This window comes from Aquibacillus saliphilus (assembly GCF_020404745.1).
Taxonomy (GTDB): Bacteria; Bacillota; Bacilli; order Bacillales; family Amphibacillaceae; genus Aquibacillus; species Aquibacillus saliphilus.
Genome location: NZ_JAIZAP010000001.1, coordinates 103410 through 117852 on the forward strand (window position 1 = coordinate 103410; position 14443 = coordinate 117852).

Sequence of the window (14443 nt, forward strand, 5' to 3'; positions counted from 1 at the left end):
AAATTGTACAGACGTATGTAGGTAGGGAGGTAGCAAGTTGAAACAAGTATTAATAATTTCGAGTTGTCTTATTTTACTGTTATGTAGTTTACCCATACAAGTAAACGCAAAGCCGAGTGTTTCTGCTCAAAACGCTGTTTTAATTGAACAGTCATCTGGTCGAGTTTTGTTTGAAAAAGCAGCGGATGAACCACATCTTATCGCAAGCATTACAAAAATTATGACAGCTATAATTGCGGTAGAGTCAGGAAAGATGGATGAGATGGTTACTGCAAGTCATCGGGCAGTATATACTGAGGGATCTTCTATCTATCTAAAAGAGGGAGAAAAAATGAAGTTAAAAGACCTAGTATATGGTTTAATGCTTCGTTCAGGAAATGATTCAGCCGTAGCAATTGCCGAACATGTTGGTGGTAGCTTGGAAGGCTTTGCTTATATGATGAATGAAAAGGCTGAGTGGCTTGGAATGACAAATTCCCACTTTGATAATCCGCATGGTCTAGATTCAGAAGCTCATTATTCTTCTGCTTATGATATGGGGATACTTGCACGTTATGCAATGGAGAACGACGTGTTCAAACAAATTACAGGATCTAAATCCTATACAGCAGAAACAAGAAATTATGCTTGGGGAAATAAAAATAAATTACTCACCAGATATTACAACTATTCAACAGGTGGAAAAACAGGTTATACAAAGGCTGCTGGAAGAACATTAGTATCCTTTGCTGAGAAAGATGGGATAAGTCTCGTTGCGGTCACATTAAATGCATCTGATGATTGGAAAGATCATATGCGCTTGTTTGAGTGGGGGTTTGATAATTTTAATCTGATCAAAATTCAAGATAAAGGCAGTGAAAGGTATTCGATGAAAGATTCCGATTCTGTTGAAATGGGATTAATTAAGAAGGATGTTTTGTTCCCATTGACTGATGAAGAACGTAAGCTGTTAGAAAGTGAAACATTTTTAAAACCTTCAGCAGAACACAAGACCGGAATCCGAAAAATAGGGAAAAAAATTTTTAAAATAGATGGTAAACCTATAGCAGAAACATCTATATACAACGTTGCTAAGGAAAAAGAGACAAGTTTTCTTGATGAGATAGTCAGCATATTAAATAAAATGACCGGGGTCTTTTAAATGGTTAATTTAATATGGGCATCTATGGCAATCATCGGGATTGTTTACGCCATGTTTAATGGGACAATGGAGGAAGTAAATCTTGCATTATTTGAGAGTGCAGATGACGCTGTAACTTTATCAATTGGATTAATTAGTGTATTAGTATTTTGGTTAGGGTTAATGAGAGTAGCAGAAAAAGCTGGCCTATTGAAACAATTAACTAGACTATTCAAACCACTTGTAATCCGATTATTTCCGGAAATACCAAAAGATCATCCTGCAATGGGCTATATCCTATCTAATTTCACAGCTAACTTATTTGGATTAGGTAATGCCGCTACACCTATGGGAATAAAAGCGATGGAACAAATGAAAGTGTTAAGTGGTTCAGACAAAGCAAGTCGGTCAATGATTACATTCCTTGTGATAAATACTTCAAGTTTAACCTTGATTCCTTCAACAGTTATAGCTATTCGGATGCAGTATAATTCAATTGCCCCAACTGAGATTGTTGGTACCACGATAATGGCTACTTTGGTAACATCGATAGCAGCAGTTACAGTTGATCGTTTATTTTATTATAGAAGGGTGAGTAAAAGTAAAAAATGAGTATAATTACTACTGCCAGTACTTGGATTATTCCTTGTATTATACTACTCGTACTTTTAGTTGCTACTTGGAAAAAATTACCGACATATGAAATATTTGTGGAAGGGGGAAAAGAAGGAATTAAGATGGCTGTTTCCCTCCTTCCTTTTTTATTAGGAATGATGGTTTCAATTTCCATTTTTCGAGGTTCAGGAGCAATGGATGCAATGATTAATTTCATGTCGCCGTTTTTATCGGTGGTTGGAGTGCCTTCAGAAATTGTTCCATTGTCAATGATACGACCAATATCTGGTACAGCAGCATTAGGTATGACCACTGAACTTATAAAAACATATGGTCCTGATTCATTCATAGGTAGACTTGCTTCCACTATGCAAGGAAGTACTGATACAACATTATATATCTTAACCGTCTATTTTGGTGCTGTTGGAATAAGGAGAATGGGTGATGCTCTAAAAGTTGGACTCATAGCAGATTTTATTGGTATAATAGCATCAATCGTGATCGTTTCGATTGTATTTGCACCTTAAAGCGTTAACAACTAAGTTAACGCTCCTTTTCTTGTTCTGTTGAATGAATTATTAAATATATTAAGGTGATAGTACATATGAAAGGCTCTAATTATAAGCTAGTTAGTATTAACTCTATAAAAATCACGTCAAAACTATGCGAAAAACTTGGCTTTGCTTGTGGCCCCTGGCTTAGCATGTCAAGTTTTCTTCTTTGACTCTTAGTTACCTTTCTTTAAAATAAACTATAAAAACTGGAGCCAAGGCTATTAGTCCTATTGAGTGAAAATAAACTAAAAAGGTGATATAAATGACAAATTCTCAAGAACGTTTACAAAAAGTAATTGCACAAAGTGGTGTAACTTCTAGAAGGAAAGCAGAAAAATTAATTGAAGAGGGAAAGGTTAAGGTGAACGGTCAAGTAGCTAAAATATTAGGAACAAAAGTAAATCAAGATGACAAAATCGAGGTAGAAGGTATCCCGTTAGAAAAAGAAGAACCGGTTTATTTTGTACTTTATAAACCAAGAGGTGTTATTTCAAGTGTGAAAGACGATAAGGACAGAAAAGTTGTAACGGATTTTTTACCTGAAGTAGAGCAAAGAATATTTCCGATTGGAAGATTAGATTATGACACTTCAGGTTTATTACTGTTAACAAATGATGGTGATTTTGCGAACTTACTCATGCACCCAAGTTATCAAATTGATAAAGTCTATGTTGCTAAGACAAAAGGAATACCACGAACAGAAGATATTCAACAACTTAAAAAAGGCGTAGAAGTTGATGGAGATAAATTAAAAGCTGCTCACGTTAAGATTCTGTCTACAGATAGTAAAAAAAACACAGCCATTGTTCAATTAATTTTACATCAGGGAAAGAACAGACAGGTGCGAAGAATGTTAGAAGCAATAAACTTTCCAATTGATAAATTGAAGCGTGAGCGATATGGATTTTTAACCCTGAATGGCCTAAGTCCAGGAGATTCTCGTGAATTGACCCCACATGAAGTAAAACAATTACGTTCGCTCGCAAAGAAAATGTCATAGAATAGTCAAATTTATTAGTTGATTTCAATGATACAATGGCGTAGGGGTGTGAGCATATGAACAAGATTGAAGAGGCCAAAATAACAAAAAGTAAAAAGAAAAGAAGACGACTCCTGTTTCGTTCTATTATTTTAGTAATATTATTAGCTGCTGTGGTGTTTGCATTGGTGTCTAATCTTAACAAAGACGATCCTGAGATTGGTGTAGGAGATCAAGCTCCGAATTTTAAACTAAAGCAACTAAATGGGACGTCAGATTCTTTAAGTTTAGACGAATTAAAGGGGAAAGGCGTTATGCTGAACTTCTGGGCGACCTACTGTAAACCATGTGAACAAGAAATGCCTTATATGGAATCTTTATATCCAAAATATAAGGACAATATTGAGATTGTAGCAGTAAGTCTAGATACAACAGAGTTAGTCATCGATCGGTTCGTGGACAAGTATCAATTAACATTTCCGATATTACATGATAATAAAGGTCAGGTTTTAGATTTATATAATATTGTTCCATTACCAACTACGTTATTTATAGATGAAGATGGTGTAATAGTTGACATAGTTTCAGGTGGGTTAACGTTGGATCGTATAGAAAGTTATCTTAAAAAAATACAGCCAGACTGATAGAGTTTTATTGTGAGGGGTTAATATGAAAAATATAATATGTAAGTCCTGTGGATACGAAAATCAAGAAGGTACAGTTCTTTGTCAACATTGTGGAAATCCAATTGAGAAAAACCAACACATTGATGGCAATCAAAATTCACAACTACTAAACATGCGCTATGAAGGTAGTGCGCGTCGTTCTAAAACATATAATAAATCAATAGTTGATAAACTATGGAACTTTTTTTCCTCTGTAAGGGTTGGAGTTTGGTTGATTGCAATCACTTTGATAGCATCAGCTGCGGGGACGATCTTTCCTCAGGAGATGTACATTCCTCCGAATGTAATCGCAGCAGAACATTATCGTGATCAGTACGGGATTATAGGTCAGATTTACTATCAACTTGGTTTTCATAACCTTTATAGCTCATGGTGGTACATGATATTAATCGCTCTTATTGGAATATCAATTATAATAGCCAGTATCGACCGGGTAGTTCCATTATATAAAGCATTGAAGATGCAAAAACCTAAGAAAAGCGAGTCTTTCCTGAAAAGACAACGACTTTTTGGTTCAACTGAGCAGCTTTCTGATGAAGGCAAACAAAACATGATCTCTAATCTCAAAAAAAATAGGTATAAAGTTACTGAGGACAATGGGCATGTTTTAGCGGAAAAAGGGCGTTTTTCTCGTTGGGGTCCTTATGTGAACCATATTGGTCTAATTGTATTTTTGTTAGGTTGTTTGTTACGTTTTGTCCCTTTTATGTACATAGATGATTTTGTTTGGGTACGTGAAGGTGAAACAGTAGTTATACCTAGTACAGATAGTTTGTACTATGTTGAAAATAAAGATTTCATTTTAGAAACATATGGAGATACTGAAGAAGATGAACGTTTCAAAGAAGCGCTAGATAAGCAAAGTGGAATGGTTGCGAAAAATTTTCAAACAAATGCAGTTATCTATGAAAATACTGCGAAATCAGTTGTTGGTGAAGAGCCGAACTTAGAAATGATTAAGGAAGATAGTATTAAGGTGAATCATCCGATAAAATTTGACGGCTACGCACTTTATCAATCTAGTTATCAACAAGATGAATTTAAATCTATGTCATTTAAACTGCATAAAACGGATGATGAGCAAGAGGAATCGTTGGGCTCATTCACAATTGATTTAGCAAATCCTAAGGATGAATACAACTTAGAAAATGGTTCTAGAGTAGTTATAGATCAATATTTTCCTGATTATTATCTTGATGAAGGTGAACCAAGGTCTGAAACGAAGTATCCAAGGAACCCAGCATTTGTTTTTCTAGTTTATCCTCCTGGCCAAGAAGAACCAGAGATTAGTTTTGCTGCAATAGGTCGAAACGTTGATGCTAGTGGTGAGAATCAATTCAAATTAGGACTTCAAGGTTTCGATGTGCGTGATGTAACTGGTTTGAGTCTACGGAGGGATTATACCTTACCGATAATCTCATTAGGTGGTATTATATTTATGATTGGTGTCATTCAAGGGATGTATTGGCAGCACAGAAGAATATGGATTCATCCGAAAGACCAAGGAATTTGGATATCTGCACATACAAATAAAAATTGGTTCGGTATCAAGAAAGATATTGAAAAAATTATAATTGACACAAATGTAAATGTGGTTGACCAAGAAGAACAACAACAAAAAGAACAAAAAGAGCAAAAAGAGCAAAAAGAAAAATAAATATAAAAGAGGATGAAAAAAAATGGGAGATTTAGCATCGCTAAGTAGTAACTTTTTGTACTTAGCCTTTATATTATATTTAGTAGCTACCTTTTTCTTTGGTGGAACTATTAAAGACAAACGTTCGGAAGGAACAAAGAATTTTGCTAGTAAAATGGCGATTATATTAACTATAGTAGGCTTTATTTCACAAATTCTTTATTTTATCACACGCTGGATAGTAAGCGGACATGCTCCAGTTAGTAACTTGTTTGAATACACAACATTCTTTGGAATGATGCTTGTATTAGCCTTTATAATTTTGTATTTTATATATCGGCTAAATATTCTTGGCCTATTTGCCTTACCAGTCGCATTGCTAATTATTGCATATGCAAGCATGTTTCCAACTGAGATTGCTCCATTGGTACCTTCGTTGAAGAGTCACTGGTTATATATTCATGTGACAACCGTTTCCTTAGGTCAAGCAATATTATCAATTAGTTTTGTTGGTGGAATCATCTACCTAATTAAAGAAGTTGATCAAACGAGAAGAAATAAGAAAACTACATGGTTGGAAACAATCGTATATTTCATCTTTGCTACCTTAGGATTCATAATTATTACTTCTTCATTTAGTGCAATGAATTACACAGCTACTTTTGAATTTCCATTCGAAGATCAAATTTCGACAGTGGACTATCAATTACCTGCACTTGCTGGACCAAACGATGGAACTTTACTAACTGAAAATAAAATGAGCCCACTATTTGAAGTGCCAAGTTGGATGCAAGGGGTCAATGCAGCACAGAAATTCAATACACTTCTGTGGTCATTATTGACTGGATTAGCTTTATATGCACTTTCACGATTAGTTTTAAGAAAACGTGTTGCAGCAGCCTTACAACCATTTCTGGTTAAAGTAAATAAAGATTTAGTTGATGAGATTTCTTACCGCGCTGTTGCAATAGGGTTTCCTATTTTCACACTAGGAGGTCTAATTTTTGCAATGATATGGGCCCAGGAGGCTTGGAATCGGTTCTGGGGCTGGGATCCAAAAGAAGTGTGGGCTTTAATCACATTTTTCTTCTATGCTGCATTTTTACACTTGAGACTCTCTAAAGGTTGGCATGGAGAAAAATCCGCTTGGTTAGCAGTCGGTGGTTTTGCGATAATAATGTTCAATTTAATTGCTGTTAACTTAATTCTTGCTGGCTTACACTCATATGCATAGAGATGATAAGATAATGTTACAATTAATATAGTATCGTGAGGGGGTAATTGGGATGGAAACAAACGTAAGAATATTAGTTGTTGATGATGAAGAAAGGATTAGGCGCTTGCTTCGTATGTATTTGGAGAGAGAAGATTACATTGTTGATGAAGCTGAAGATGGCGACGAAGCATTAGTAATGGCTTTCGAAAATGATTATGATCTGATTCTTTTAGATATTATGATGCCTGGTAAAGATGGAGTTGAGGTTTGTAAAGAAATAAGAGAGAAAAAAACAACACCTGTGATTATGCTTACAGCTAAAGGGGAAGAAGCAAACCGGGTTCAGGGCTTTGAAGTAGGCACAGATGATTATATTGTCAAACCATTCAGTCCTAGAGAAGTTGTTTTAAGAGTTAAGGCATTGTTAAGAAGATCATCAACTTCTAGTAACTTAAAGACTGATAATGTTGCAAAAGATATTCTTGAATTTCCACATCTAATGATTGATAATGACGCTCACCGTGTCACTGCTGATTTAAAAGAGGTTGGATTAACACCAAAGGAATACGAATTACTTTACTTTCTCGCTCAAGCCCCTGATAAAGTATTTGACCGGGAACAATTATTAAAAGAAGTTTGGAAATATGAATTCTTTGGCGATTTAAGAACAGTAGATACCCATGTTAAACGTTTGAGAGAAAAATTAAGTAGTGTCTCTAAAGATGCAGCGAAAATGATTGTTACGGTTTGGGGTGTTGGCTACAAATTTGAAGTAGCTGATGAATAATGTTCTTAAGAAGTGTAGTTGGCAAGTTATGGATAACAATCATATTGTTGGTATCAGTTGTTTTGATGATTTTAACATTTTTACTCTTAGGTTTTTTTGAAAACTTCCATGTCAATGAAGCAGAAAAAGACCTAATGCAAACGGCAGCGAAGGTTTCCGTCATGATTGAACAGTACGATGACCGAGAGCTTGTTCTAGAAACTGCAGAAAGAGTGAAAGACCCAATTAGTCGAATAGCTATTGTATTTGATAATGAAGATTTTTGGACATCGGAAACTGATGATTCAGCCTTACCCGAGATTACATATCAATGGCTGATAGAAGATAATCAGTTAAGGGACATTATTTTGAGTACAACTGAATCTGAATTTCAAAAAGAGCTTCCGAATGGTAAAGATGAAATCATGATTGTTGGAACATCGTTACCAGTTAGTGGTGGTGCTGTTTTTGTTTATCAATCCTTAAACGCAGTAAAGGAAACAACACAACAAACAACAAGAATTATCCTACTAGCTGCAGGAATTGCAATTGTCTTGACCACTATATTTGCTTTTTTCCTTTCTACAAGAATTACCTCTCCGTTAATAAAAATGAGAGAAGGGGCAATTGAATTAGCAAAAGGCGAATTCAATACCAAGGTTCCTATTCTAACTCATGATGAAATTGGCGAGCTGGCAATGGCATTTAATCGGATGGGTAGACAATTAAAATTTCATATTAATGCCCTAAGACAAGAAAAGGAGCAATTATACAGTATTCTTAGTTCAATGGCTGATGGTGTAATAACCTTAAATCGAAAGGCTGAAATTATAGTTTCCAATCCACCTGCTGAGAAGTTCCTAGAAGATTGGCATTTTGAAAATGATGAGGATACTAGCGGAAAAAAAGGTTTGCCTAAAGAAATTGAAAATATTCTTGAAGAAGTAATTGATTCCGAGAATGAACAATCAAGAGAGATATTCATCCAAGGTAGAAATTGGGTAATGATTATGACGCCTTTATACGATCAATCTTATGTTAGAGGTGCAGTAGCTGTATTTAGGGATATGACAGAAGAACGTAGATTAGATAAACTCAGAGAAGATTTTATAGCCAATGTTTCCCATGAATTACGTACACCAATATCGATGTTGCAAGGATATAGTGAAGCAATCGTAGATGATATTGCTGAAAGTAAAGAAGATAAGAATGAACTAGCTACAATAATTCATGAAGAGTCTTTACGAATCGGACGTTTAGTAAATGAATTGCTTGATTTGGCAAGAATGAAAGCTGGCCACATAGTACTAAATACTGAAGAAGTCGAATTAAAGTTGTTTCTTGACCGTATCGTTCGTAAGTTTCAAGGATTAGCTAAAGAGAAAAATATATTCTTGAATTTAGAAATGGATAATGATTTACAAAAGTTATCCTTCGATCCAGACCGGATTGAGCAGGTGTTAACGAATTTAATTGATAATGCGATCAATCATACAGACGAAGATGGGAATGTTTCAATTATCGTTGAACAAATCGAGGATGCTATTCAATTTGCAATTAGAGATGACGGCTCTGGTATACCTCAGGATGACTTAGCATTTGTATTTGAACGTTTCTATAAAGCAGATAAGTCTAGAAAAAGAACGAAGGCAAAACCAGGTACTGGATTAGGTTTAGCTATTGCCAAAAATATTGTTGAAGCGCACCAAGGATCTATTGCTGTGCAGAGCAAACAAGGAGAAGGTACCACTTTTACGTTTAAAATACCAAAAAATATCGAATTATCATAAATCATGATGAATAATCTTGTTTCTTATGAAACAAACGCTTTATTTAGGGTGCTTTATATGATAAAATAATTTTGTTAATCGAATATTAAGAGATTTTGATGCTATTTGCTAAAATAATTGTACTTTTAATTATTTTAAGGGAATCTGGTTAGATGCCAGAACTGTCCTCGCAACTGTAGGTGCTTACGAAATGAGTGATCCACTGTATTTAGTAAAATATGGGAAGGACTCAAAGTAGGATTAGGCACAAGTCAGTAGACCTGTCAAAATTTCCATTTTCAAAGCTTCGGGGATTGAGCAGTTGGGATAGCTGGTTTTTTGTGAAAGGGACTACATGTCTTTTTAAATAATACTGGTCTGTCTTAAACTTATCCTTTTGCGGATAAGTTTTTTTAGTTATCAGCTTTCTAGTTGGTACTAGCCCATTAAAATGTCCTCAAATTAAACTAATGGAGGGTACACAATGAATAACAAGTTTTATCTAAGTATTTTGTCAACTCTAATTGCTATCTTTATCCTTGCTGGATGCCAGCAGGACGGATCCAGTTCTGAACAAAGCGAAAATCAGGAAACTGAACAAACCAGTGAAACACAAAACGAGGAAACTGCGATCGTCACAATTTCACAGGATAATGGTGAAGAAATAGTTGCTGAAGAAGAGATAGCGTTTGAAGAAGGTGCTGTTTTAATGGACGTTATGAAAGATAACTTTGACGTAGAAGGAACTGATCAAGGTTTTATTACTTCAATTGAAGGAATTTCACAAGATGATGAGTCAGGAAAGTATTGGATGTACTCTATAAATGGGGAAATGCCAACAGTTGGTGCTAATGAATATGAGCTTGAGGTAGGAGATCAAATCACTTTTGATTTACAAGCAATGGAATGATTTGAATGAATACTTATAAATTAACTTTAATTGCATTATTAGCTTCTCTTGCTGTTGTAGGAAGATTCATGTTTCAATACATACCAAGTTTTCAACCAGTAACAACACTAATTATTATTTCAGGATTTTTCCTTGGTCCTGTTTCTGCTGTTATTCTAGCGTTATTAGTAACTTATTTGTCCAATTTAATCTTAGGTATGGGGATTTGGACGATATGGCAAATAATTGGATGGGCTTTAATCGGCTTATTTAGTGGATTTCTAGGAAAGATTAAAATGAACCGTCCTGTTTTTTTACTAGTCATTTTTGCTATCTTTAGTGGTTATTTTTATGGATTAGTAGTTTCACTAGCAACTGCTGCTGTTGCCGGGAAATTTATTCCTTACTATTTAGCAGGGTTGCCATTTGACACTTACCATGCGATAGGTAATGGTTTATTTATGATCATATTATTTCCAGTCCTTTCAAGAGTTTTTAAGAAATACAACAAACAATGGATTCATTAAAATGCCGACTTACTAAAGTTGGTGTTTTTTTTATGTTCATTGTCTTAGTTATAGTGTAACCTTTACATAGATAGATACGACTATATTGTTGAACGGGGGTTTTATATGAGGACCGCGTTTGAAGAACTTTATGACAATTATCATAAAGACTTATTTCAATTTTTAATTTATATGGTTAAAGATAAACAACAAGCAGAAGATTTAGTGCAAGAAGTTTATATCAAAGTTCTACATTCTTATGACACTTTTAAAGGCGAAAGCTCTCCAAAAACATGGTTGTTTTCGGTTGCTAGACATGTTGCTATTGATTTTTTTAGAAAGCAAAAAAGAAAACGTGTCCTTGATTTTTTTGATTGGGGTGAAAAAGGGCATTTAATTAGTGATGACAATAATTTACCTGAAGAAATCGCTATATTAAATGATGAAATGAAATTAGTCTATACTTGTTTGGATAAATGTAGTATCGATCAAAAGAGCGTCATTATTTTAAGGTATATTCAATCATTTACAATACAGGAAACTGCAGATACGTTGGGTTTTAGTGTTAGTAAGGTGAAAACAACACAACATAGAGGTATGAAAGCGTTGAAAAGTTTGGTAGAAGATGCAACTAGAAAGGAGGATGTAGGATATGAGTCGTAAATTAGACGAAGATCGGTTAAAAAGTATGTTGAAGGATATGCCTGTTATGGAAGATGAACAGGATAAGGACAGAATTTTTAATCAGATTTTACTAAAATTAGACGAAAATAACCAAAAGCGATCTAAAAAGAGGCCTATTTGGTTAGTTCCTTCTCTTGCATCTTTGGTGGTCATCTTTTTATTAGTGTTTCTATTTCAAAGTTTGCCAAATGACTATATGTCGCAAAATAATGATATGTTGGGTAACTCAGAAGCTGAATATTCAACACAGGAAAGCGCTGATACTGGATTATCAACTAATGATGGAGATGAAATCTCTACGTTCGATGAAGCAGGCTCAGAAGAGTCCAGTTCAGAGGAAGCAAAAGTGGAAGATAATATCAATTCTAGAAATTTTGATAGGAATAGTAACATTGTTTATGATCAAAATTCAACTACAACGGTTATTTACAGCGCAGTAATGGACTATAATGCGAATTTTGTAATCCCTGTAACCTTTATTGATACATCTGGTTCAAATGAGTTAGAGAACTATTATAATAAAATTAACACATATATTGACGAAAATGCTTGGAATGTAACCCAGTTTCCATTTGATGATATTAGCTTTGATATCAAAACTGAAGAAAATTTAGTGATTTTAGACTTTCCTGATAACTACCAATTCCCTGAAGGCAGTACTTATGCCAATTTGTTTGATAAGTTACTTTCAACGATGTTTGCTCCATATCAAATTAGTAATATTTTATTAGTACCCTATAATAGTAATGATGAAGACTTTGGAATGTATGGTAATATAGATGGTTTTACAGTCACTAAACAGGAGAATCAAAGTTATCGATTGTATCAGAGTGAAAGTGAAGACATGCTTGTACCGTCAATGTTGAATGAATATGATAATGTTGAGGATGCATTGTGGGAAATGAAAACGAACGACCGGGATTTAAACTTACAAGCTTCCATACCTCAAAATATGGAATTTCTTATTGATAGAAATGGAGATCAATTAATTTTCACCAGTAACAATAAACTAGAACCGACTAGCCAGGACTCGATAAACATGCTAGAAGCGGTGCTAGTGACTGCCCGAAGTTTTGGATATTCATCGGTTCAATTTAACCTACCATTTGATGAGGCGTGGGGATATGATTTAACAGAGCCAATTCCTGTACCAATCGGAGTCAATCCTATATATATTAACTAGCAGATTCCTCTTACTTCAGGGGAATCTTTATAGTCGAAAATAAAGTGAGGTTTGGACATTTATCGCTGTGTAAGTTAAAACCTATAATGGCTACATCCTTGCTTGGAATCTGTCAAACAAGTACAGCAATAGACAAACTAGTTTATATACCGCAATGAACTGGAGAGATAGTAAACCGCTGAATAGACGCTGCGGTTTGAAGAGCGGTTTTGATAAAAATTCCCAAAAGGAATCCTCCTAGTTTTCAACTATGGATACAAGTTAATTTGAGTAGGAAAGAAATTAAGAACATGTTAAAATTAAGTGAATTGTAGTATATAAAATAAAAAAGCAAACCCGCTTATTAGCTAAGAGGGTTTGCGAAATTTTTAATCAAATCGTAAAGGATCACCTTTAAATGGTTTATCAGAGATTTTAATTGAATCAGTAGGACAACCTTCGTAAGCGTCTAGCATGTCATCCTCTAAAACTTCAGGAATCTCCGCATTACCTTTGTTATCATCTAATACAACATAGGCGATTCCTTCGTCATCGTAATCAAAGATGTCGGGAGCAGATGCACCGCATGCTCCACAAGCTATACATGTTTCCTTATCAACAATGGTGTGTTTACCCATAAATGTATTACCTCCTGGGTAATCCCAGTTTAGAATCTAAAACAATAATATATATTTCAAACATAATTGTCTATCTTGTATTGTAATGCTGTTATAGTTAGAATTCAATAAGTTTGTGCAGTTTTTAATTAGTCCATATTTTTTCTAAAGGGGTTTAGCAAGTGTTTACATTACTTATACTCGATTGTATTGATAAATTTAAATGTGAAAGAAGTCTTTCAGCAATCTATCATTTACTAACAGGAAAACGTTCTTCTCAAACTTTACAAGATGCATATAGCTATGGAATATCGAATTATTTTGGTATCTACAAGACTCTTGATCGAATCAAGTTTAATCGATATATTGATCAAATGCGAGAGAAAGGGCTTTTTGAAGGAGATGATGAGGAAGCAAGTCTTACTAGAAAAGGAATAGAATTGTTACATATCGAAAAGAACAAGGGTCAATTAAAAGATTTTAATGGATTAAAATACAATAGGATGACTTATTACTGTAACCAACGATTGACACTATTTATTCAAACGATAACTAATATAGAAACTGAAAATTATTCATTTATTGCTATTAATGATAATAAAGACATTCAAACCTGGGTCAAAAATTTATTTATAAAAAACAAAAATGATTTACAAAAATGGTTAGAGGGTCTTTATACAGAGCTTTATATGTTCTTAAACGGTCTAGATGAGCTTGATGCAACAATCTTCGTTGATAGGCTTACTGGCAGTAAGAACATTGGCCTAAGCAAAGAGCAAATAGCAAAGAAATATAATTTAACTCATCATGATGTAGAGATTAAAATTGAATTAATCAGCCATAAACTTATCACTTTCATTAGAACAAATAAGCAGGAGGCTCCTCTTTTATCAATTTTCATAGAAGACTTAATCGAGCAGTTATTTATTACAGATTCAGCTGCAAAGACGTATCAATTATTGAGACGAGGTTATGACAATGAGCAAATTTCTAGTATTCGCCACCTGAAAATGAATACAATCCATGACCATATAGTAGAAATTGCCTATGTAGATTATAATTTTGATATAACAGAAATCGTTGCAAAGGAAGAAGTTGTCGAAATTTTGCGAAGTATTAGGAAGCTGAAAACTCGAAAGTTAAAAGTATTAAAAGAAAATTTGAATAACAAGTATAGCTTTTTCCAGATTAGATTAGTTCTTGCAGTGGACCAAACCAAAACTTGGAAAGGGGGGTTAGATTGA

15 protein-coding genes and 1 riboswitch are annotated in these 14443 nt (G+C 34.4%); of the genes, 14 read left to right on the plus strand and 1 reads right to left on the minus strand.

The window, feature by feature from the left end; genetic code table 11:
- Window positions 1-37 precede the first annotated feature (37 nt).
- The 13 genes from LD272_RS00580 to LD272_RS00640 all read left to right on the plus strand — a co-directional run bounded on the left by LD272_RS00580 (window position 38) and on the right by LD272_RS00640 (window position 12603).
- On the plus strand, window positions 38-1141 hold the full coding sequence (locus LD272_RS00580) for a D-alanyl-D-alanine carboxypeptidase family protein (RefSeq protein WP_226034639.1): 1104 nt from the start codon (window positions 38-40) through the stop codon (window positions 1139-1141).
- Window positions 1142-1732, plus strand: a complete 591-nt coding sequence (locus tag LD272_RS00585; protein WP_226034640.1) for a nucleoside recognition domain-containing protein — start codon at window positions 1142-1144, stop codon at window positions 1730-1732.
- Entirely contained in the window at window positions 1729-2262 is a 534-nt protein-coding gene (locus LD272_RS00590) for a spore maturation protein (protein WP_226034641.1), read from the plus strand. The genes LD272_RS00585 and LD272_RS00590 overlap by 4 nt, the downstream gene beginning before the upstream one ends.
- 289 nt (window positions 2263-2551) lie before the next feature.
- Complete coding sequence (locus tag LD272_RS00595; RefSeq protein WP_226034642.1) at window positions 2552-3289, plus strand: pseudouridine synthase; 738 nt, start codon at window positions 2552-2554, stop codon at window positions 3287-3289.
- Window positions 3290-3345: 56 nt separating this feature from the next.
- Complete coding sequence (resA, locus tag LD272_RS00600) at window positions 3346-3912, plus strand: thiol-disulfide oxidoreductase ResA (protein WP_226034643.1); 567 nt, start codon at window positions 3346-3348, stop codon at window positions 3910-3912.
- A 25-nt stretch (window positions 3913-3937) separates the two neighbouring features.
- On the plus strand, window positions 3938-5611 hold the full coding sequence (resB, locus tag LD272_RS00605) for a cytochrome c biogenesis protein ResB (RefSeq protein WP_226034644.1): 1674 nt from the start codon (window positions 3938-3940) through the stop codon (window positions 5609-5611).
- Window positions 5612-5633: 22 nt separating this feature from the next.
- Window positions 5634-6824, plus strand: coding sequence for a c-type cytochrome biogenesis protein CcsB (ccsB, locus tag LD272_RS00610; protein WP_226034645.1), 1191 nt, complete (start codon window positions 5634-5636; stop codon window positions 6822-6824).
- A 52-nt stretch (window positions 6825-6876) separates the two neighbouring features.
- A complete protein-coding gene (locus LD272_RS00615; protein WP_226034646.1) occupies window positions 6877-7593 on the plus strand; it encodes a response regulator transcription factor in 717 nt (238 codons plus the stop codon).
- Entirely contained in the window at window positions 7593-9362 is a 1770-nt protein-coding gene (locus LD272_RS00620) for an ATP-binding protein (protein WP_226034647.1), read from the plus strand. The genes LD272_RS00615 and LD272_RS00620 overlap by 1 nt, the downstream gene beginning before the upstream one ends.
- 79 nt (window positions 9363-9441) lie before the next feature.
- Window positions 9442-9644: riboswitch (cobalamin riboswitch) on the plus strand.
- Between the two features lie 181 nt (window positions 9645-9825).
- Window positions 9826-10251: a DUF4430 domain-containing protein gene (locus tag LD272_RS00625; RefSeq protein WP_226034648.1), complete on the plus strand. Its 426-nt coding sequence runs from the start codon at window positions 9826-9828 to the stop codon at window positions 10249-10251.
- A gap of 5 nt (window positions 10252-10256) precedes the next feature.
- Window positions 10257-10757, plus strand: coding sequence for an ECF transporter S component (locus LD272_RS00630; protein ID WP_226034649.1), 501 nt, complete (start codon window positions 10257-10259; stop codon window positions 10755-10757).
- A 105-nt stretch (window positions 10758-10862) separates the two neighbouring features.
- Window positions 10863-11399, plus strand: coding sequence for an RNA polymerase sigma factor SigX (gene sigX / locus LD272_RS00635; RefSeq protein WP_226034650.1), 537 nt, complete (start codon window positions 10863-10865; stop codon window positions 11397-11399).
- Window positions 11389-12603, plus strand: a complete 1215-nt coding sequence (locus LD272_RS00640) for an RsiX family anti-sigma factor (protein ID WP_226034651.1) — start codon at window positions 11389-11391, stop codon at window positions 12601-12603. The genes sigX and LD272_RS00640 overlap by 11 nt, the downstream gene beginning before the upstream one ends.
- A gap of 368 nt (window positions 12604-12971) precedes the next feature.
- Here the strand turns inward: LD272_RS00640 and LD272_RS00645 are convergent, their stop codons facing one another.
- Window positions 12972-13220, minus strand: a complete 249-nt coding sequence (locus tag LD272_RS00645; protein ID WP_226034652.1) for a ferredoxin — start codon at window positions 13218-13220, stop codon at window positions 12972-12974.
- 161 nt (window positions 13221-13381) lie between these two features.
- On the opposite strand from LD272_RS00645, the gene LD272_RS21540 reads away from it, so the two are divergent.
- The gene (locus tag LD272_RS21540) at window positions 13382-14443 is read left to right on the plus strand and encodes a YpbB family protein (RefSeq protein ID WP_226034653.1); all 1062 of its coding nucleotides are present in this window, start codon (window positions 13382-13384) and stop codon (window positions 14441-14443) included.

What these genes read in the sequence shown, in the direction of transcription:
- LD272_RS00630 (WP_226034649.1), top strand. Translation starts at nt 10,257, where the DNA reads ATGAATACTTATAAATTAACTTTAATTGCATTATTAGCTTCTCTTGCT.
- LD272_RS00640 (WP_226034651.1), top strand. Translation starts at nt 11,389, where the DNA reads ATGAGTCGTAAATTAGACGAAGATCGGTTAAAAAGTATGTTGAAGGAT.
- resA (WP_226034643.1), top strand. Translation starts at nt 3,346, where the DNA reads ATGAACAAGATTGAAGAGGCCAAAATAACAAAAAGTAAAAAGAAAAGA.
- LD272_RS00585 (WP_226034640.1), top strand. Translation starts at nt 1,142, where the DNA reads ATGGTTAATTTAATATGGGCATCTATGGCAATCATCGGGATTGTTTAC.
- resB (WP_226034644.1), top strand. Translation starts at nt 3,938, where the DNA reads ATGAAAAATATAATATGTAAGTCCTGTGGATACGAAAATCAAGAAGGT.
- LD272_RS00625 (WP_226034648.1), top strand. Translation starts at nt 9,826, where the DNA reads ATGAATAACAAGTTTTATCTAAGTATTTTGTCAACTCTAATTGCTATC.
- ccsB (WP_226034645.1), top strand. Translation starts at nt 5,634, where the DNA reads ATGGGAGATTTAGCATCGCTAAGTAGTAACTTTTTGTACTTAGCCTTT.
- LD272_RS00595 (WP_226034642.1), top strand. Translation starts at nt 2,552, where the DNA reads ATGACAAATTCTCAAGAACGTTTACAAAAAGTAATTGCACAAAGTGGT.
- LD272_RS00645 (WP_226034652.1), bottom strand. Translation starts at nt 13,220, where the DNA reads ATGGGTAAACACACCATTGTTGATAAGGAAACATGTATAGCTTGTGGA.
- sigX (WP_226034650.1), top strand. Translation starts at nt 10,863, where the DNA reads ATGAGGACCGCGTTTGAAGAACTTTATGACAATTATCATAAAGACTTA.
- LD272_RS00620 (WP_226034647.1), top strand. Translation starts at nt 7,593, where the DNA reads ATGTTCTTAAGAAGTGTAGTTGGCAAGTTATGGATAACAATCATATTG.
- LD272_RS00615 (WP_226034646.1), top strand. Translation starts at nt 6,877, where the DNA reads ATGGAAACAAACGTAAGAATATTAGTTGTTGATGATGAAGAAAGGATT.
- LD272_RS00590 (WP_226034641.1), top strand. Translation starts at nt 1,729, where the DNA reads ATGAGTATAATTACTACTGCCAGTACTTGGATTATTCCTTGTATTATA.